Below are 19,389 nucleotides of genomic sequence, written 5' to 3'. Positions count from 1 at the left end.
GTATCTGTTGCTACGAGTACCGTGTACCCGTTTCCTTTGCCAGATCTTGTAGCTTGCGATGCAACATCGAAACGTTGCTTCCTTTTGCTACAAACCCTGTAAGGGTGCCTGTCAGAAGGTGCAGCACTTTATCAGCATCTGCTTCGTTTGGGAAGGCCCCAAATATACAACTTCCAGTTCCAGTTAATTTTGCTTCGGTATATTTACCTAACAAATTCAAAGCGTTACGTACTTCTGGATAACGCTCCTTCACTACTGCTTCGCAGTCGTTTCGGCTGTTTCCCTTGGGAACGGGGCGCACTTTAATGGGCAAAGAGTCACGTGTCAACAAAGGATCTGAAAATATTTCTGCAGTACTTACAGATACTTGCGGAACAAGCACCAGATACCAGGGTTCTTCCGGTGCTGCGGGAGTCAGAATTTCCCCGATGCCTTCAGCAAATGCGGCGTGGCCACGTACGAAAACCGGGACGTCAGCCCCTAAACTCAGGCCCAGCGCTGCCAGGCGATCTTCATCCCAGGCCAATTGCCAAAGATGATTGAGCCCCAGCAAGGTGGTTGCCGCATTTGAACTGCCGCCGCCGATGCCGCCGCCCATGGGCAGAATTTTTTTTATCCGGATGTCGATTCCCAAGGGGCAACAGGATTGCGCCTGAAGTTTTTTTGCCGCTTTCACGATCAGATTGTCGTCGTGAGGGACGCCGGGGAATTCGGTGTGCAGACGAATAATTCCATCGTCACGCACGGTAAAGGTCATTTCATCTCCGTAATCGAGAAACTGAAACAACGTTTGCAGCTCGTGATAGCCATCTTCTCGACGGCCGAGGATGTGCAGCATCAAGTTAAGTTTTGCCGGAGAGGGCAGAATCAGGCTTTTTTTATCTGGACCGTCTTGCATTTCATTGACCCAACAAACGAGGTTGCCAATCTTTAACCACTAATGTGACGTCCAGATCCGGCCCGTGCAGCTTGACCCGCTCGGGCAGCCAGAAGCCGTTCTGCTCGACATAGCTTAAATATTCGATTTTCCAGCCGTCCTGTTCCAGGTTGGCCAGGCGACTATCTGCATTCAATGTCACCCGGCTTTTGCTGCCAGGCGCGGGTAAGCCACGTACCCACCAGACCAGATGTGACACCGGCAGGCTCCAGCCCAGTTGCTCACCCAGCAATTGCTCGGGTGTTGGTGCTTCGTAGCGGCCCTGATTGGCGACTTCCAGAACGACACTGCCCGGTCGCCCGGTCAGGCGCGCAGCACCCCGGCCCAGCGGCCCGGAAAGACGAATATCGTAATAGTCCTGACGCTGCAGCCAGAAGAGGGTGGCGCTACCTGAGTCTTTTGGGGCGCGAATTCCGACTTTGCCGTTGATTTGCCAGCCGTCGAGTTGGCTCAGCTGTTGTTTGTGCGCCGACCACAGGGCAGGGCTGCCGTGGCCTTCAACTGACTCGCGGGCACCAAAGCCCGCACAACCGGCGAGCACGGCAATCAGGCTAAAAACGACAAGATGGCGCAAATGACGGAAAAACATGGTTAAAGATTCTCGGATCCGGTCAGGCGCAAGATAGTTTTGCGCAGGATAGGGCTGTCAGGGTTTTCCTTAAGAAAAGTGCCCCAGATTTTTTTGGCTTCACGCTGCTTACCGTTTGCCCACAGCACTTCACCCAAGTGAGCGGCGACTTCCTGATCCGGGAAGCGTTCCAGCGCCTGGCGCAGCAAGCGTTCGGCTTCATCGAGATTGCCAAGGCGGAAGTTCACCCAGCCCAGGCTGTCGAGTACGGCCGGGTCATCCGGGTTCAGTTCATAGGCTTGCTGGATCAGTGCCTTGGCTTCTGCATAGCGCGTGGTTCGATCCGAAAGCGTATAACCCAAGGCATTCAATGCCATGGCATTGTCAGGCTCGCGTTTGATAATGGCGCGCAGATCTCGCTCCATTTGCTCAAGATCGTTGCGCTTTTCGGCGAGCATTGCGCGTGAATACAGCAGATTCAAGTCGTCAGGGTATTGCTTGAGTGCCTGTTGCAGGACACTCCAGGCGCGCTCCGTCTGGTTATTCGCCGACAGGGTTTCAGCTTCAATCAAGTACAACTGAATCGCGTAGTCGGGTTGCGCATCACGAGCTGCCGCCAGGTTTTTGGCTGCTTCAGCGCCACGCCCGTGGCTGACCAGGATATCCGCCTGGCGCAGTTGTGCTGGCAGGTACTCATTGCCGGGGCCGACTAATGCGTACTCGTTGAGCGCACCCTGAGGGTCATTGCGTTCTTCGGCGATCCGGCCCAGGTTCAAGTGCGCCGAGTCGACATGGCTATCGCGCTCAATCAGTTCTTGCAGATAGCCTTCAGCCTCGTCCCAGGCCTTGCCCTCGAGGCAAACCAGTGCCAGGGAAAAGCGCAGCTCATCGTCTTCGGGGTACTGCTGGACCAGGCTGGCAAACTGCACCTTGGCCTCGTCCATGCGGTTCTGTTCGACCAGAGTGCGGGCATACGTCAGCCCCAGACGCTTGTCGTCAGGGTATTGGCGAATGCTTTTTTTCAGCAGTGGCAGCGCTTCATCGCCGCGATTGAGGCTTTGCAGCAAGCGTGCTCGCAACAACAGCGGGGCGACTTCACCGTCCTGGGGCGGATTTTTTTCCAGCAGTTTCAGTGCGCCTTCGGCATCACCGTCCTGTTGCATCAACAAGGCCTTGCCGAAAATCAGCTGGCCGTTGTCCGGATGCCTGGCCAGCAAGCTGTCAAAACTTTTCTGCAGGCCCGCTCGGGTCTCTGCATCTGTCTCTACTGCCGATAAGGCGAGGAAATCGAAGTGAGTGTCGCCCTTGGCCTGCAAGACTTTTTCCATGTACGCCATGGAATCGTCATAGCGACCATTGCGCGCCAATTGAATGGCCGCGGCCCGTTGCGCCTCAAGATCGTCCGGGGCGTTTTTGGCCCAGATCAGCGATGTATCGAGTGCGGCCTGATCGGCGCCCAGATACTCGGCGATACGGAAGGCCCGCTCAGAGATGCCCGGATCTTGCGTGTTGATCGCCTGCGTCACGTAGTTGTCGAGGGCAATGTCCAGACGATTACGTTGACCGGCCAACTCGGCGCTCAACAGGCTGTACAGCGTTTCTTCGCTGAACGAGCTGTAGACCGTGGGTTTTTCCGGGGCGGAGGTAGCGTCTTCAGCCGGTGATGAATCATCCGGGGACGTGGGGGCCAAAGCCTGGCAGCCACTGAGAAGGACGAGAGCGAGGAGCAACGCGGAGGATCTATTCATATAAGAGATGGGCGACTTACCTGCGGTCCGGGCATCATGACACATGCGATGGTGCAAACCATAACAGCTGCGACTATCGATATCTTGGGGCTGTTGATGTGTTCAACAGACCTTAACTATAGAGACAATAGTCAGCAATGGTTGTTCTCAATCTGGCGAAGTAGGACAATTGCCGGCTTCTCGTCATCATCAGCGATCTTGAATGGCCTTCCTCGCACTCGGTATTAACCACAAGACTGCTTCAGTAGACGTCCGCGAGCGCGTGGCTTTTACTCCCGAGCAGTTGGTTGAGGCCTTGCAGCAGCTCTGCCGCCTAACCGACAGTCGCGAAGCTGCGATCCTCTCCACCTGCAATCGCAGTGAGCTCTATATAGAGCAGGACCACCTTTCGCCTGACAGCGTACTGCAATGGCTGGCGGACTATCACAAGCTGAGCCTCGAAGAGTTGCAGGCTTGCGCCTACATCCACGAAGACGATGCTGCCGTTCGTCACATGATGCGCGTGGCCTCGGGCCTGGACTCTCTGGTGCTGGGCGAGCCGCAAATTCTCGGCCAGATGAAATCAGCCTACGCCGTGGCACGTGAGGCGGGCACTGTCGGGCCTTTGTTGGGGCGTTTGTTTCAAGCGACCTTCAACTCGGCCAAGCAAGTGCGCACCGACACTGCCATTGGCGAAAACCCGGTTTCTGTGGCGTTTGCTGCTGTGAGCCTGGCCAAGCAGATATTCAGTGATTTGCAGCGCAGCCAGGCCTTGCTGATCGGAGCGGGCGAGACCATTACCCTGGTCGCCCGCCACCTGCATGACCTTGGGGTCAAGCGCATCGTGGTGGCTAACCGTACTCTGGAGCGCGCAAGTACTCTGGCTGAACAGTTCGGTGCCCACGCCGTGCTGCTGTCGGATATTCCCCAGGAGCTGGTACACAGCGATATCGTGATCAGCTCCACGGCCAGCCAGTTGCCGATTTTGGGTAAAGGGGCCGTCGAAAGCGCCTTGAAGCTGCGCAAGCACAAGCCAATTTTCATGGTCGACATCGCTGTTCCCCGCGATATCGAGCCAGAAGTCGGCGAGTTGGACGACGTTTACCTCTATACCGTCGATGATCTTCACGAAGTGGTTGCCGAAAACCTCAAGAGTCGTCAGGGCGCTGCCCAGGCGGCCGAAGAACTGGTGAGCATCGGCGCTGACGACTTTATGGTGCGTTTGCGTGAACTGGCGGCGGTTGATGTGCTTAAAGCCTATCGTCAGCAAAGCGAGCGTCTGCGGGACGAAGAACTGCAAAAGGCCCAGCGGATGCTTGCCAATGGCAGCAACCCTGAAGATGTGCTGGTACAACTGGCGCGTGGCCTGACTAATAAATTGTTGCATGCACCCAGCGTGCAGCTGAAAAAGCTTTCCGCCGAAGGCCGCCTCGATGCGTTGGCCATGGCCCAAGAACTTTTTGCCCTCGGTGAGGGCTCATCGCATAGCTCTGCGGATAAAAAATTGTAATGAAAGCGTCACTGCTTAATAAGCTGGACATCCTCCAGGACCGTTTTGAAGAACTGACCGCACTGCTTGGCGATGGCGAAGTCATTTCTGATCAAACCAAATTCCGTGCCTATTCCAAGGAATACGCGGAAGTTGAACCCATTGTTACAGCTTACGGGCTGTGGCTCAAAGTGCAGGCCGACCTTGAAGGCGCTCAGGCGTTGCTTAAGGATAACGACCCCGACATGCGTGAAATGGCGGTCGAAGAAGTTCGCGAAGCCAAAGAACGGTTGATCGAACTGGAAAAAGACCTGCAGCGCATGCTGTTGCCCAAGGACCCGAATGACGGGCGCAACGTATTCCTTGAAATTCGCGCCGGAACGGGGGGCGATGAAGCGGCCATTTTTGCGGGCGATCTGTTTCGCATGTATTCGCGCTACGCAGAGCGTCGCGGCTGGAAGCTGGAAATCCTGTCGGAAAACAGCGGTGAGCATGGCGGCTATAAAGAAGTCATTGCCCGTGTCGAAGGTGAGAATGTGTACGGCAAGCTGAAGTTCGAGTCGGGTGTGCACCGCGTACAGCGTGTGCCCGCCACCGAATCCCAGGGTCGTATCCATACCTCCGCATGCACCGTCGCCGTGTTGCCCGAGCCGGACGAGCAAGAAGCCATCGAGATCAACCCGGCCGATTTGCGCGTTGATACCTACCGTTCTTCGGGCGCGGGTGGTCAGCACGTCAACAAGACCGACTCGGCGATTCGCATCACCCACTTGCCCTCGGGCATTGTGGTGGAGTGTCAGGAAGAGCGCTCCCAGCATAAAAACCGGGCGCGGGCGATGTCCTGGCTTTCGGCCAAGTTGAATGATCAGCAAACCAGCGCTGCGGCCAATGCCATTGCCAGCGAGCGCAAGTCGCTGGTGGGTTCGGGAGATCGTTCCGAGCGCATCCGCACTTACAATTTCGCGCAGGGGCGAGTGACCGACCATCGCGTCAACCTGACCCTGTATTCCCTGGATGACGTACTGGCTGGCGGTGTTGATGCCGTTATTGAGCCACTATTGGCGGAGTTTCAGGCTGATCAACTGACAGCCCTGGGTGAATAAATGACTATTATTGCCAGCTTGTTACGTGCTGCTGAACTGCCTGATTCACCAACTGCCCGTCTCGATGCGGAGCTGCTACTGGCCGCTGCCCTGGGCAAGTCGCGCAGTTATTTGCACACATGGCCCGAGAAAATTGTCAGCAGCGAATCGGCGTTGACCTTCGCCGAATACTTGCTGCGTCGCAGGGCCGGTGAGCCGGTGGCCTACATTCTGGGGCAACAGGGCTTCTGGAACCTGGATCTGGAAGTGGCGCCGCATACACTGATTCCGCGCCCGGACACCGAGCTGTTGGTCGAAACGGCGCTGGCCCTGCTGCCCGCAAGCCCGGCCAAAGTGTTGGACTTGGGCACCGGCAGCGGTGCAATCGCGCTGGCCTTGGCCAGTGAACGCGCCGCTTGGCACGTAACCGCGGTTGACCGTGTGCTTGAAGCCGTGGCGCTGGCCGAGCGCAATCGCCAGCGTTTGCAGCTCGAAAACGTCAATGTGTTTACCAGTCACTGGTTCAGCGCATTGGCCGACCAACGTTTTGATCTGATCATCAGCAACCCGCCCTACATTGCCGCCGGTGACGTTCATCTGGCCGAAGGCGATGTGCGTTTTGAGCCTGAAAGTGCGCTGGTCGCCGGTGCTGATGGTCTGGACGATATCCGCGAGATCATAGCGGCCTCTGCCCAGCACCTGAATGCGGGTGGCTGGTTGATGCTGGAACACGGCTACGACCAGGCAGCGGCTGTTCGCCAACTGTTGCAGGACGCAGGTTTTGCACAGGTCGAAAGCCGCAAGGACCTGGGTGGACATGAACGCATCACGTTGGGTCGCCTGCCGTGCTGACCGATGAGGAACTGTTGCGCTATAGCCGACAGATCCTGTTGCAACAGGTCGATATCGACGGTCAGTTGAAGCTGAAAAACAGCCGTGTGCTGATTATCGGCCTGGGCGGGCTTGGCTCGCCCGTCGCGCTCTATCTCGCAGCCGCTGGGGTCGGTGAGCTGCACCTGGCCGATTTCGACAACGTCGATTTGACCAACCTGCAACGCCAGATCATTCATGACACCGCCAATGTCGGCGAGAGCAAGGTCGACTCCGCGTTGCGCCGCCTGCACCTGATCAATCCGCATATCAAACTGGTCGCTCACCGATCGGCGCTGGATGCCGACTCGCTGGCCGATGCCGTTGCCGCGGTGGATTTGGTACTCGATTGCTGCGACAACTTTGCTACCCGTGAAGCGGTGAACAAAGCCTGTGTCGTGGCGCGCAAACCACTGGTCAGTGGCGCGGCGATTCGCCTTGAAGGGCAACTGTCGGTATTTGATTCACGTCAGCCCGCCAGCCCCTGTTACCACTGCTTGTACGGGCACGGCAGCGAAGCGGAACTGACGTGCAGCGAAGCTGGAGTTCTTGGCCCGTTGGTGGGGCTGGTCGGCAGCTTGCAAGCCCTTGAAGCGCTCAAGGTACTGGCCGGTTTTGGTGAGCCGCTGGTGGGCCGCTTGTTATTGATCGATGCCTTGAGCACGCGTTTTCGCGAGTTGCGGGTCAAGCGCGACCCTGCGTGCAGCGTGTGTGGTGTTGGCCATGAGTGAAGCGCCGGTTGGCGTTTTCGACTCCGGCGTCGGCGGCTTGTCGGTACTCAAGGAAATTCACGCACTATTGCCCCATGAATCGCTGCTCTACGTGGCTGATTGTGGGCATATCCCCTATGGCGAAAAAAGCCCCGAATTCATTCGCCAGCGCTGTGCGGTGGTGGCTGACTTTTTTCAGCGCCAGGGTGCCAAGGCTCTGGTGCTGGCCTGTAATACCGCGACGGTGGCGGCGGTCGCGGATTTGCGTCAGCGTTACCCCGACTGGCCCATGGTCGGAATGGAACCTGCGGTCAAACCGGCAGCGGCAGCTACTCGCAGCGGTGTGGTGGGGGTGCTCGCGACCACCGGTACATTGCAAAGCGCCAAATTTGCCGCTTTGCTTGATCGTTTTGCCAACGATGTGCGGGTGATCACCCAGCCGTGTCCGGGCCTGGTGGAACTGATCGAGACCGGTGACCTGCACAGTGACGCATTGCGCACCTTGTTGCGCAGCTATGTAGAGCCGCTGCTGGCAGCGGGTTGCGACACCATTATTCTGGGCTGCACCCATTACCCCTTCCTCAAGCCTCTGCTGAGTCAGATGCTCCCGCCTTCGATCAGCCTGATCGATACCGGTGCCGCCGTGGCGCGCCAGCTTCAGCGGTTGTTGGCCGAACGAGAGCTGCTGGCGAGCGGCCCACCCCGTGAAGCTCAGTTCTGGACCAGCGCCTCTCCTGAACACCTAGGAAAAATCCTACCTGTGTTATGGAATAAATCTGGCGTTGTGCGAAGCTTCGGTCTGTAAAAAATCAGAAATCTGCTTCAGCGCGCCTGCCTGATGAAGCGCATAACAACTGACATTGGCATATGAAAATAGGATTTTCTTATGAAGCGACTGTTTTGTTTGGCTGCGATTGCAGCCGCGGCACTGGGGCACAGTTTCACCGCACAGGCTGCCGGGCTTGAGTTTGGGGTAGGGCACACCAGCGAATCGACCATGACATATCGTCTTGGTTTGAAGTCCGATTGGGACAAAAGCTGGCTGCAAAGTGATATTGGGCGTCTTACAGGTTATTGGGACGGGGCTTACACCTACTGGGAAGGTGATAAATCATCCGCGAGCAATAGCTTGTCGTTCTCGCCAGTATTCGTATACGAATTTGCCGGTGAGCGGGTTAAACCCTATGTCGAGGCCGGGATCGGCGTTGCGTTGTTCACCCACACCGAAGTCGAAGGCAACAGGCTGGGAACAGCATTCCAGTTTGAAGACCGGCTTGGTTTTGGCTTGCGCTTTGCGGGTGGTCATGAGGTCGGGATTCGCGCGACCCACTACTCCAATGCCGGGATCTCCAGCACCAACGATGGCGTAGAAAGCTATGCGCTGCACTACACGATGGCGCTGTAACCCTGCCCCCTCTCAGCGATACGCCGTCGCAATGCCCTGGCGTTCATTGAGGCACTCGACTTCGCCCATTTCGAACTCGCGACAAATCAGCGGGCGTTTCTCATAGATGGTGCACATCATGGTGTTGCGATCCAGGGCCGCACACCAGCCATCATCCAGGCGCAGCATCACTTCGCCGCCCCAATCATCGTTGTCGATAAAGCGCTCGGGCACACCCGTGTCGGTGATCAGCATCACTTCCAGTTGGCAGCAGCACGCCGCACACGTCGAGCAGGTGACGGCGGGTTCGGTAATTTCGGTCAGGGGGATGTTGGTCATAGGCGCGCAGTGTAAGGCAGAGCTGCGATCAGGTGTGGATGTGCTGATGAACGCAGAGATATAGCCGCTGCCGAAGGCTGCTATGGCCCGCGTAGTGGGCCCGGTATGTTGATGGCCTGCGGCCCTTATCGCAGCCAGCGGCTACAGGTGCTTAACAACGGAAACAATCCCGCCCACAACAGGCTCAACCCAAGCAGAGTCGGCCACAGGCCCAGTGGAAATTGCACCGCGCCCAGCCTTTGCCCCGCGTAATACGATAACGGCCCACCGATTGCGCCCAGCAAAATAGCGCGCCACAACGGCTTTGCGGTCCATGCCAGGCAATGGTTCAAGGTGATGGCCAGCAGTGCCCATAACAGCACCAGCCAGAACGGAATCAAAACCCCGGCTTGCTTGAAGGCGAAAACGCCGGCATTCAGCAGCAGGCCGTCCACCGTGCTGCCGAGCACGCACACGACGGCGATTAAACGGACTTGCGCCAATGAGCGACTTATCCACAGCAGATGCGCCAACAGCGCGCCGCCTGCCAGCAGTAACCACAGGCTATTGCCGCCCAGTACACAGGCAAACCAGCCGAGCTGGAACAGCCCGGCATTGATAAGGTTCTTAAGCATTAAACCGGCCGAGCAATGGCTCGGGCATGGCCGCAGGTTTGGCCAGCAACAATTGTGCGGTGCCGATGCTGCGCTCCAGAAAGCCACCTTCGCAGTAGCAAAGGTAAAACTCCCACAGGCGCAGAAAGTATTCGTCGTAGCCCAGTTCTGTTAATCGACCGTGGGCACGACGAAAGTTCTCGTGCCACAGACGCAGGGTTTTAGCGTAGTGCAGGCCAAAATCCTCCATGTGCATAAGATTCATGTCAGTGTCCTTGCCGACAATTTCGAGCATTTTTTTTACGCTGGGCAGCGCGCCACCTGGGAAAATGTAGCGCTGGATAAAGTCCACGCTGCTTTTGGCTTGCTCGTAACGCTGTTCGCGAATGGTGATGGCCTGCAACAGCATCAGCCCATGTGGCTTGAGCAGGTGGGAGCATTGTTTGAAGTAACTGGGCAAAAAATGATGCCCGACCGCTTCGATCATTTCGATCGACACCAGCTTGTCGTATTGCCCTGTCAGATCGCGGTAATCCTCCAGCAGCAAGGTCACCTGATCGTGTAAGCCTAATGCGTCAACCCGGGCTTTGGTGTAGTCGAATTGCTCTTTGGACAGCGTCGTGGTCGTGACCTTACAACCGTAATGCTGCGCTGCGAACAGCGCCATGCTGCCCCAGCCAGTGCCGATTTCGAGCAAGTGGTCTTCGGGCTTGAGGTTGAGCTTTTGACAGATGCGCTCAAGCTTATTGAGTTGTGCTTGTTCCAGGGTGTCGTCAGCACTTAAAAACTGTGCCGCTGAATACATCATCGTGGGGTCGAGAAACTGTTCAAACATCTCGTTGCCCAGGTCGTAATGTGCGGCAATGTTTTTTTGCGAGCCTTTGCGGGTATTGCGATTGATCCAGTGCAGGCCGCGTATCAGTGGGCGGCCCAGACGGGCGAGGCCACCCTCCATGGCATCGAGCACCTCCATATTGCTGACCAGCACCCGGATCACTTTGGTGAGGTCGGGGGAACTCCAGTAACCGTGAATAAAGGCTTCACCGGCACCAATCGAGCCGTTGCTGGCGATCATGCCCCACAGGCTTGCATCATGAATCTGTACTTCGCCGGCCAGGCCCGCAGTGCTGTCACCGAACATCAGGCGTTCGCCATTTTCGATGACAACCAAATGGCCATTTTTCAACTGGCCGAGTTGGCGCATGACCCCACGGCGCAGCAACGCGCTGGTCAGATTGTGGGTAGTCGATAGTGAGGATTTGCTCACCAGGCTAGGGCTCTTCATGGCGTTTATCCTTGGGTTGCAGGGCGGCAATGCGAAAGGCGCCGTCGGCGGCCTGATGGGAAAAAATCGGTGTGCGCTTGAGAAACAGGCGCAAGGCTTGCCAGTAAATGGCCAGACAGGTTTTTGCAGTCATCCATGGAAACTGCCGCAAGTAGCGATGTAGCCCCGCGCGGTCCAGCGTGCTGCGCTGCAGGTTGAGGGTGGCATCAAACAGTTTCAGCTCCCCCTGCCAGTCGGCCATATGCACCCCGAGGCGGGCCTGTGGCGGGCTGAAACTCATGCGGTATTCCAGATCCCGTGGCAGAAAGGGCGAGACGTGAAAGGCCTTGGCCACGACGGCATGCTGAAAACCGTCCCCCTGAGTCGGGAGCACGTAGTGATAGCGTTCGCGCCAAGGCGTATTGGTGACTTCGCACAAGATGGCGGCCAGTTTTCCGTCAGCCTCGTAGCAGTAAAAGAAACTCACCGGGTTGAAGGACAGCCCCCAGCTGCGGGCTTGTGTCAGTAAACAGATCGAGCCTTGCGGCGTATGCCCTAAAGCAGCACTTACTTGCTGGCGAACCGCGTCAATCAAGCGCATGCCGGTTGTGGTGAAGGTTTTCAGGTAATCGGTTTCACGAAAGGAGAAGGGTGCAAAGCGGCTTTTTCCGGCCAGCGGTGATAGCCCGAGTACAGCGTCTTGCTCATCCAGGTCCAGATACAACAGACCGATCTGATAGCGGAACGCATGGATGGTCGGCGCAAAGCGTCGATGGGCAATCCAGCCGCTGTACAGGGCGCTGTTCATAGGTGCTGGCCAAAGGCTTGGGCCACGCGCAAGGCGCTGACCACGCCATCCTCATGAAAGCCGCTGGCCCAATAGGCACCGCAAAAATAGCTGTGCTGCTCGCCCAGCAATTCTTTCCAGCGCGCTTGTGCGGCAACGGCGTCCAGGCTGTATTGCGGGTGGGCATAGGTGTAGCTGGCCAGTACTTTGAACGGATCAATCGCTGAGGTTTGATTGAGACTGACGCACAAAGTCGCGTCGCTCTGAATACCTTGCAGGATATTCATGTTGTAGGTCACAGCCGCACGTTTTTGCCCTGCTGCGCCCAATCGATAATTCCAGCTGGCCCATGCCAGTTTCCGGTCCGGCAGCAGGCGGGTGTCGGTGTGCAGTACTACGTCATTATTGTAATAGGGCATCGCCCCCAGGATTTGCTTCTCTGCGGTCGAGGGCTTGGCCAGCAGGCTGAGGGCCTGGTCGCTATGGCAGGCAAAGATCACCTTATCGAAGTATTCAGTGCCCCTGGCGCTATGTACAAGAACCCCCTGTTCATTGCGCGCTACCTGCATGACCGGGCAATTGAGACGAATTCGGTCGGAAAAGCCTGCGATCAACGGTTTTATGTAAGCACTTGAGCCGCCTTCAATCACACGCCATTGCGGGCGATTGCTGACGCTGAGCAAACCGTGATTCTTGAAGAAACGCACAAAAAACTGCAGCGGAAAGGTCAGCATATCGGCCAATGACATGGACCAGATTGCGGCCCCCATCGGAACGATATAGTGCTCGATAAAGCGCGACCCATAACCCTGTTGTTGCAGGTAGTCGCCCAGTTGGGTGTCGCTGGCAATACGCTGTTCGTCCAGATCACGAATGGCTTGGCGATTGAAACGTAAAATATCGCGCAACATGCCCCAGAACCTGGGCGACAACAGGTTGCTGCGCTGGGCAAACAAGCTATTGAGGGTATTGCCGTTGTATTCGAGTTTGCTGTCAGTGTCGTGCACTGAAAAACTCATTTCAGTGGCTTTGGAGCGAACCCCTAACTGGTCCATCAGCTTGATGAAATTGGGATAAGTCCAGTCGTTGAATACAATGAACCCAGTGTCCACGGCATAGGTTTTCCCTTCGACGTTCACCCATACGGTGTGGGTGTGGCCGCCTACCCAGTCACTGGTCTCGAACACGCTGATATCGTGTTCCTTGTGCAACAAGTAGCCGCAGGTCAGCCCCGAAATGCCGCTGCCAATGATCGCGATTTTCATGATGGCTTACCGTCTGAGGTCCTTGCCAGGCGTTTGCCTAGCGCCACTTGCAGGCGTTTTGGCAAGTTTGCCAACAACCGCAAGGTGGCGATAAATACTGTGGGGAATGCGATTTCCAGCGGGTGTTTGTCCAGGCGCTGGCAAATATGCCGTGCAGCTTTTTGCGCGGACCAGCGCATGGGCATTGGGAAGTCATTGTTTTCGGTGAGCGGAGTGTCGACAAAACCAGGGCTGACCAAGGTGACGTCGATGCCTTCCTGAGCCAGATCGATACGCAACGATTCGAGCAAGTAGCGCAGGCCCGCTTTCGATGCTCCGTACGCCTCGGCCCGTGGTAATGCCCAATAGGTGACGGAGCTGACCACCCCTACCAGATGCGGGCGCGAACCTGCGCGCAGTAAAGGCAGAGCACTTTCAAGGCAATAGCTGCTGGCCAGCAGGTTGGTGCGCACCACGCGCTCGACCAGCGCCGCGTCGAACTGACGGACGTCGACATATTCACAGGTCCCGGCGTTGAGGATCACGCTGTCCAGTGCGCCCCAGGCTTGCGCGATGCGCTTGCCGATTTCGCGTACTTGCGCACTGTCGGTCAAGTCGCCGGGCACCAGCAAAACTTGCCCAGGGTAACGGTCGGCCAAGGCTTTCAGGGGCTCCAGCGTGCGGGCGCTCAATGCCAGCCGAGCGCCGCCTTCGAGCAATGTCTGCGCCATGTGCGCGCCAATCCCGCTGCTGGCGCCCGTCAGCCAGATCCGCCGCCCGTCAGCCATGGCTCACCTCCAGCATTTGCCGTGATGGCAGATTTTTGAAAGCGCTCAGGGCGCGGTCGCGGCTTTGGCTCAAGTTAACGATGGGGACCGGGTAATTGGCCACGCCAAACAGTCCGCCAATCAAGGCGGGGTTGTGCAGCTGTTTTTTATTCAGGTCCGCCAGTTCGGGCAGCCAGTGCTTGATAAATCGACCTTCGGGGTCGAAGCGCTCTGACTGAGTCAGCGGGTTGAAGATTCGAAAATACGGCACGGAGTCGGTGCCGGTGGAAGAGCTCCACTGCCAGCCGCCGTTGTTGGCGGCCAGGTCGCCGTCGATCAAGTGCTGCATAAAAAAACGTTCGCCTTCACGCCAGTCGATCAACAGGTTCTTGGTCAGGAACATCGCTACTACCATACGCAGGCGGTTGTGCATCCAGCCGGTTTGCAGCAGTTGTCTGATGGCCGCGTCAATGATCGGGAAGCCCGTACAGCCCTGTTTCCAGGCGGCCAGTTCAGTGGGCGCGTCACGCCACGGCAGAAACTCTGTTTCGGGGCGAAAGGCGCGGTGCCGCGAGACCCGTGGGTAACCCACCAGAATGTGCTTGTAGAACTCGCGCCATAGCAGCTCCGTGATCCAGGTAGATACGCCGGGGCTGCCGCTTTCAAACTCACCGTTGTTGCTTTGAAGGGCGGCATGCAGGCACTGCCGGGGGGAGATAACGCCCGCTGCCAGATAGGCCGAAAGCTGGCTGGTGCCGGGTCTGGCCGGCAGGTCGCGCTGGTCCTTGTAGTATTCAATCTGTTCGTCGGCAAACTGCGCCAGACGTTGCCGAGCTTCCTCTTCCCCCGCTGGCCATAGCGCCCGTAACGCCGCACCGGGCACAGCAAAACCGTCAACTGTTTCAGGCAGGGGGTCGCGTGTGACGTGCAACGGCGCTTGGGCCTTGGGGCTGGCGACAATTTGCGGCATGGCCATGTGCAGGCGGTTGTAGCAGACCTTGCGAAATTGACTAAACACCTGAAAGTACGAGCCGGACTGCGTCAGGATGCTGCCTGGCTGGAACAGCAGTTGGTCGAGGTAGCTGTGAAATTCAATGCCCTTGGCGTCAAGGGCTTGAGCCACTGCTTTATCGCGACGGGTTTCGTTGATCCCGTATTCCTGGTTGGCGTGGACCGCCTCGATACCCAGTTGCTGGCACAACTCAAGGAGGACCGCCGGAGCCTGATCCCAGGTTGCAGCGGTACGAATCAGCAGCGGGATATTGAGCTGCTGCAGGCTGTCGCTTAGGGGGCGCAGGTTGCGCAGCCAGAAGTCGACCTTGCACGGCGCGTCGTCATGGGCCCGCCATTGATCAGGGCTGATGAGGTAAACGGCCACGGTTGGGCCGCGTGTGGCGGCGGCGCTCAGGGCGGTGTTGTCGTAGTGGCGCAAATCGCTGCGCAGCCAGATCAGTTGCATGTTGATTCCTTGACTAGAAGAGTCCGAGCTGACTGAGCCGTTGATGGGCCTCAAGCGGATCAAGCGCCAGGAACAATCCTGGGATTTCAGTGGTACATACGGCTAACTCGGCGCTATGGATGCATACCGTTGGTCCGGCAATCAGAGTCGGGCAATCGATACCATTGAGCAGCTTTGGCAGCTGTTGGGGGTTGAGGGTCTGGCTCGAATAGAGCACCACCGCAGGGGACTTGAGGCGTTCAGCGGCTAATGCCAGCTCCCCGTTGGGCAGGGGGCCGTCGAACACCTCCACCGGGCAATGGCTGCTGCTCACCAGCCAGGCGGTGAGCCAGAGGTGTGCTTCGAAATACTGGGGCGAATGGTTGATCAGCAGGATGGGCGCCCCTTTGAGCGAGCGATTGTTGTGGTAGATCCGGGCACCTAACTTGCTGCGCAGCCATGAACTGAAGAACACTCGCTCCAGCTGCGCCCCGAACTGGCCCTGCCAGCGTTGTTCCAGCTCGCTTAACAGCGGGATCAGCAACTGCTCGCACAGCGTTTGTGCCGGATACAGCGACATGACCTGATTAAAGTTGTCATCGAGCTTGCGCTCGGCCAGTTCGGTGATGGCCAGCGTCAGGGCCTGGCGCCACGCCTGCCAGTCGTTACCGACAGGTTCACGGAATGCTGGCGCAATATCGAGCAGCGGTTTGACCTGGCTGACCGGTACTCCACGATTGAGCCAGGTCAGAATGTGTCGGATACGCAGGATATGTTCGGCCGAGAACAGCCGATGGCCCTTGGCCGTACGGTGCGGAACGATCAGGCCGTAACGCCGTTCCCAAGCGCGCAGGGTCACGGCATTTACTCCGGTGATACGGGCCACTTCCCGGATCGGCTGCCAGCCTTCAGCCAGTGCCTGGCTATAGTCGGCATCGGGGGTATTGGGCATGATCCGGTCGTCATTCATGGTCAGATCGCATTGCGCAGGCTGAGATTTTCCGGGTGCGGCTGCAGGTAAACCTGGCGCGAAATATAAGGGTGCGGATGCAGGCGAAAGTGATGCTTGAGCAAGGTCAGCGGCACCACCAGCGGTACGATGCCGTGCAGGTACTGACCAATCAATTGCTGCACTTCCTGCTTGTCTTCAGGGCTGATGGATTGCTTAAGGTAGCCGCTGATGTGTTGCAGCACATTGGTGTGGGTGCGGCGTGTGGCACATTGTTTCAGCGCTTTCATCAGTTCGCTGAAGTACTGCGAGGCGATCTCGCGTGGGTCGTTTTTGCCAATACGGCCCAGCATATTGCCCAGTGTTCTGTACTGCGCGGGGTGGTGGGCCATGAGCTGGTATTTATAGCAGGCGTGAAAATCTGTCAGAGAGCGGCGGGTGATCCCGGTTTTGAGCAATGCCTGCCAGGCGCTGTACGCATAAACCCGGATCAGGAAGTTCTCGCGCAGAACCGGGTCATTCAATCGGCCGTCTTCCTCCACAGGCAAGTCAGGGTGTGCGGCGCAAAACGCTTGGGCGTAAATGCCGCGCCCGCTCAACTCGGCAGGGCGGCCGCCGTCCTGATAGACCTTGACCCGCTCCAGGCCGCAGGACGGTGACTTCTGCATAAAGATGTAGCCGCTAATATCGGTGTGCGCGGCGGCCATCTCCAGCCCGTAGTCGTGCAAGGGTTGGGTCACGTTCAACGTGCTGTCGACACTGCCTACGGCTTGTGGCTGTGCAGGGCTGCCCACCAGGCGCACGGGTTGGCGCGGGATGCCCAGGCCGATGGCGACTTCGGGGCAGAGCGGGACAAATTCGAAGTGTTCACTCAGGGCCTGGCTGCACAGTCGCGACTCTTTATGCCCGCCGTTGAAACGAACCTCGGCCCCCAGCAAGCAGGCGCTGATGGCGATTTTCGGTTTGTGCTGGGTTGAGACGGCGCTGGCCATGTGACGAACCTCCAAGAATTACTTGTACATCTTTTATTCGATGTACAACCTTGGTTCATCATAAGCCTGATGTTGTACAAGTCAAATTACTTGTACAGGTATTTGGGTGGGTGGCGAGAACTCTCGTAGCCGCTGCCGAACGCAGCCAGCGGCTACGGGGTATTAATCCAGATGCTCGATCAACCGGCGCGCTGCCTCCTGGCCGCTCAACCATGCACCTTCGACACGGCCCGACAGGCACCAGTCGCCGCAGGCGTACAGGCCCAGGTCGGAATCCGCCAGAGCCCCCCATTCATGGGCTGCGGCTGGTCGGGCGTAGAGCCAGCGGTGGGCCAGGGTGAAAATCGGCGCTGGGGTAGGGAAGTGCATTAGCTCGGCAAATGCACCATGCAGTTGTTCGATGACAGCCTCTTTAGGCAAGTCGAGATTTTGTTTGCTCCAGGCACTGGTCGCGTGCAAAACCCAAGTGTCAGGCTGGTGGTCACGCCCTGGTTTACTGCGGTTTCTGGCCAGCCAGTCAAGCGGGCTGCCTTGTACGAAGCAGCCTTCCATCGGCGTGTCGAGTGGTGATTCAAAGGCCAGGGCGACGGCCCAGGCAGGTTCCATTTTTACCCCTGCTGCAGTGCTTGCCAGTTTTGGCGCGCTGGCCAGCAGAGACGTGGCTTGCGGCGCCGGGGTGGCGATGATGACGTGGCTGAACGGGCCGTGTTCGCCACCCTCGGCATCCAGCAGGTGCCAATGCTTTTCACCGCGTATCAGGTCGGTGATCTGGCATGCAAAGCTCACCGGCAGATGGCCTAGCAGGCCGCGGGTAATGGCGCTCATGCGGGGCTTGCCGACCCAGCGGGTCTGCTCGTCAGGGGAGGGGCTCAACTGACCGTTTTTATAGTGGTACAGGTGTGGCTCCCACTCGATGGCCCAGCCATTGGCTTGCCATTGTTGGACTTCATCGACAAAGCGCCGGTCGCGAGCGGTGAAGTACTGAGCCCCCAGGTCCAGCACCCCGACATCGCTGCGCTTGCTCGACATGCGTCCGCCGCTACCACGGCTTTTATCGAAAAGATGAATCGCGTGTCCTGCCTTGTGCAGAGTGTTTGCTGCTGCCAGCCCGGCTATGCCGGCGCCGATGATCGCGATAGGTACAGTCATTATGGCCTCGTTCTCTGTTTGCACAGACTACGCCGTCGGCAATACCTGTACAATTCTATTTGTTAGTATAGGTTTTAGTGTTTCTTTCAGATCCATGTGGCCTATTCTTAAGTCAGCTCGAAGACCGATAAAAGGTCTTGGTATAAAAATAGACCAGTGCTCCCGATAAAACTCCTTACGAGGATCAACTCATGCACATATTGCTGACCGGCGGTACAGGCTTGATAGGGCGTCAGCTCTGTCGTCACTGGCTGGCGCAAGGCCATAGCCTCAGTGTGTGGAGCCGGCGCCCTGAGCAAGTGGCTCAATTGTGCGGTGCTCAGGTCAAGGGTATCGCCACACTTGAAGCGCTTGGGCAGGATCCCGTTGACGCGGTGATCAACCTCGCTGGCGCACCCATCGCTGACCGGCCCTGGACGCGCAAACGCAAGGCCTTGTTGTGGAGCAGCCGCATCACCCTGACTGAAACCCTGGTGGCCTGGCTTGAAAGCCGTGAGCACAGGCCATCGGTGCTGGTATCCGGCTCGGCCGTTGGCTGGTATGGCGACGGTGGCGAGCGTGAGCTGACAGAGGACTCGCCGCCAGTCAGCGAGGATTTTGCCAGTCACTTGTGCATCGCCTGGGAAGAAACCGCGCAACGCGCGCAGGCCTTGGGCATGCGCGTGGTACTGGTGCGCACGGGGCTGGTGTTGGCAGCCGAGGGCGGCTTTTTGTCGCGCTTGCTACTGCCTTTCAAACTGGCGCTGGGCGGGCCGATAGGCAATGGTCGGCAATGGATGCCATGGATTCATATCAAGGATCAAATTGCCCTGATTGATTTTCTTGTGCATGAGAATGCCGCCAGCGGTCCTTATAATGCCTGCGCGCCGCACCCGGTACGCAATGCCGAGTTCGCTCAAACCCTGGGCCGCGTACTGCACCGTCCGGCGTTTATGCCCATGCCAACATTTGTCTTGCGCGTGCTGCTGGGCGAGATGTCCGGTTTGTTATTGGGTGGTCAGCGGGCAACACCTGCAAGGTTGCTGGCTGCCGGTTTTACTTTTCAGTTCACCGATTTGCGTGCGGCGCTAGATGATGTAGCCGCCCGCCTCTGAAATAGG

20 protein-coding genes are annotated in these 19,389 nt (G+C 57.7%); 7 read left to right on the top strand and 13 right to left on the bottom strand.

Features of this window, described 5'->3' with window-relative positions; genetic code table 11:
- Positions 1-10: 10 nt before the first annotated feature.
- The 3 genes from ispE to N7D90_RS20300 are packed head-to-tail and all read right to left on the bottom strand — an operon-like array spanning position 11 to position 3,253.
- Entirely contained in the window at positions 11-898 is an 888-nt protein-coding gene (gene ispE, locus N7D90_RS20310; RefSeq protein WP_261739671.1) for a 4-(cytidine 5'-diphospho)-2-C-methyl-D-erythritol kinase, read from the bottom strand.
- Position 899: 1 nt separating this feature from the next.
- The gene (lolB, locus tag N7D90_RS20305) at positions 900-1,526 is read right to left on the bottom strand and encodes a lipoprotein insertase outer membrane protein LolB (protein ID WP_261739670.1); all 627 of its coding nucleotides are present in this window, start codon (positions 1,524-1,526) and stop codon (positions 900-902) included.
- 2 nt (positions 1,527-1,528) lie between these two features.
- Positions 1,529-3,253 (bottom strand): tetratricopeptide repeat protein, encoded by a 1,725-nt coding sequence (locus N7D90_RS20300; protein ID WP_261739669.1) that lies wholly within the window; start codon positions 3,251-3,253, stop codon positions 1,529-1,531.
- Positions 3,254-3,455: 202 nt separating this feature from the next.
- Here N7D90_RS20300 and hemA point away from each other — a divergent pair, with 202 nt between their 5' ends.
- From hemA to N7D90_RS20270, 6 genes are all read left to right on the top strand, one after another.
- The gene (gene hemA, locus N7D90_RS20295) at positions 3,456-4,742 is read left to right on the top strand and encodes a glutamyl-tRNA reductase (protein WP_261739668.1); all 1,287 of its coding nucleotides are present in this window, start codon (positions 3,456-3,458) and stop codon (positions 4,740-4,742) included.
- Positions 4,742-5,824: a peptide chain release factor 1 gene (gene prfA / locus N7D90_RS20290; protein ID WP_261739667.1), complete on the top strand. Its 1,083-nt coding sequence runs from the start codon at positions 4,742-4,744 to the stop codon at positions 5,822-5,824. The genes hemA and prfA overlap by 1 nt, the downstream gene beginning before the upstream one ends.
- Entirely contained in the window at positions 5,825-6,655 is an 831-nt protein-coding gene (prmC, locus tag N7D90_RS20285; RefSeq protein WP_261739666.1) for a peptide chain release factor N(5)-glutamine methyltransferase, read from the top strand.
- The gene (locus N7D90_RS20280; protein ID WP_261739665.1) at positions 6,649-7,404 is read left to right on the top strand and encodes a molybdopterin-synthase adenylyltransferase MoeB; all 756 of its coding nucleotides are present in this window, start codon (positions 6,649-6,651) and stop codon (positions 7,402-7,404) included. Before prmC ends, N7D90_RS20280 begins: the two co-directional genes overlap by 7 nt.
- Positions 7,397-8,188 (top strand): glutamate racemase, encoded by a 792-nt coding sequence (gene murI, locus N7D90_RS20275; RefSeq protein ID WP_261739664.1) that lies wholly within the window; start codon positions 7,397-7,399, stop codon positions 8,186-8,188. The genes N7D90_RS20280 and murI overlap by 8 nt, the downstream gene beginning before the upstream one ends.
- 81 nt (positions 8,189-8,269) lie before the next feature.
- The gene (locus N7D90_RS20270) at positions 8,270-8,788 is read left to right on the top strand and encodes an acyloxyacyl hydrolase (protein ID WP_261739663.1); all 519 of its coding nucleotides are present in this window, start codon (positions 8,270-8,272) and stop codon (positions 8,786-8,788) included.
- A gap of 12 nt (positions 8,789-8,800) precedes the next feature.
- Here N7D90_RS20270 and N7D90_RS20265 read toward each other — a convergent pair whose 3' ends face one another.
- The 10 genes from N7D90_RS20265 to N7D90_RS20220 form a co-directional block, all read right to left on the bottom strand.
- Positions 8,801-9,106: a YkgJ family cysteine cluster protein gene (locus tag N7D90_RS20265; protein ID WP_261739662.1), complete on the bottom strand. Its 306-nt coding sequence runs from the start codon at positions 9,104-9,106 to the stop codon at positions 8,801-8,803.
- Between the two features lie 125 nt (positions 9,107-9,231).
- Complete coding sequence (locus N7D90_RS20260; protein ID WP_261739661.1) at positions 9,232-9,720, bottom strand: DUF2878 domain-containing protein; 489 nt, start codon at positions 9,718-9,720, stop codon at positions 9,232-9,234.
- Positions 9,713-10,984 (bottom strand): SAM-dependent methyltransferase, encoded by a 1,272-nt coding sequence (locus N7D90_RS20255; RefSeq protein WP_261739660.1) that lies wholly within the window; start codon positions 10,982-10,984, stop codon positions 9,713-9,715. The genes N7D90_RS20260 and N7D90_RS20255 overlap by 8 nt, the downstream gene beginning before the upstream one ends.
- On the bottom strand, positions 10,971-11,771 hold the full coding sequence (locus N7D90_RS20250; RefSeq protein WP_261739659.1) for a DUF1365 domain-containing protein: 801 nt from the start codon (positions 11,769-11,771) through the stop codon (positions 10,971-10,973). Before N7D90_RS20250 ends, N7D90_RS20255 begins: the two co-directional genes overlap by 14 nt.
- A complete protein-coding gene (locus tag N7D90_RS20245; protein ID WP_261739658.1) occupies positions 11,768-13,015 on the bottom strand; it encodes an NAD(P)/FAD-dependent oxidoreductase in 1,248 nt (415 codons plus the stop codon). Before N7D90_RS20245 ends, N7D90_RS20250 begins: the two co-directional genes overlap by 4 nt.
- A complete protein-coding gene (locus N7D90_RS20240) occupies positions 13,012-13,782 on the bottom strand; it encodes an SDR family NAD(P)-dependent oxidoreductase (protein WP_261739657.1) in 771 nt (256 codons plus the stop codon). The genes N7D90_RS20245 and N7D90_RS20240 overlap by 4 nt, the downstream gene beginning before the upstream one ends.
- A complete protein-coding gene (gene phrB / locus N7D90_RS20235; protein WP_261739656.1) occupies positions 13,775-15,220 on the bottom strand; it encodes a deoxyribodipyrimidine photo-lyase in 1,446 nt (481 codons plus the stop codon). Before phrB ends, N7D90_RS20240 begins: the two co-directional genes overlap by 8 nt.
- Before the next feature lie 13 nt (positions 15,221-15,233).
- Complete coding sequence (locus N7D90_RS20230; RefSeq protein ID WP_261739655.1) at positions 15,234-16,169, bottom strand: MerR family transcriptional regulator; 936 nt, start codon at positions 16,167-16,169, stop codon at positions 15,234-15,236.
- A 2-nt stretch (positions 16,170-16,171) separates the two neighbouring features.
- Positions 16,172-17,140, bottom strand: coding sequence for a DUF523 and DUF1722 domain-containing protein (locus N7D90_RS20225; RefSeq protein ID WP_261739654.1), 969 nt, complete (start codon positions 17,138-17,140; stop codon positions 16,172-16,174).
- Between the two features lie 162 nt (positions 17,141-17,302).
- A complete protein-coding gene (locus N7D90_RS20220; protein ID WP_261739653.1) occupies positions 17,303-18,289 on the bottom strand; it encodes an NAD(P)/FAD-dependent oxidoreductase in 987 nt (328 codons plus the stop codon).
- A gap of 191 nt (positions 18,290-18,480) precedes the next feature.
- Between N7D90_RS20220 and N7D90_RS20215 the strand changes: the two genes are divergently transcribed.
- Positions 18,481-19,383, top strand: a complete 903-nt coding sequence (locus tag N7D90_RS20215) for a TIGR01777 family oxidoreductase (protein ID WP_261739652.1) — start codon at positions 18,481-18,483, stop codon at positions 19,381-19,383.
- The last annotated feature ends 6 nt before the right edge of the window (positions 19,384-19,389 follow it).

Origin of the sequence: Pseudomonas fragi, from assembly GCF_025426255.1 — a bacterium.
GTDB classification, from domain to species: domain Bacteria; phylum Pseudomonadota; class Gammaproteobacteria; order Pseudomonadales; family Pseudomonadaceae; genus Aquipseudomonas; species Aquipseudomonas kulmbachensis.
The sequence above is the reverse complement of the archived record's forward strand: the minus strand, read 5'-3'. Positions and strand labels throughout refer to the sequence as shown.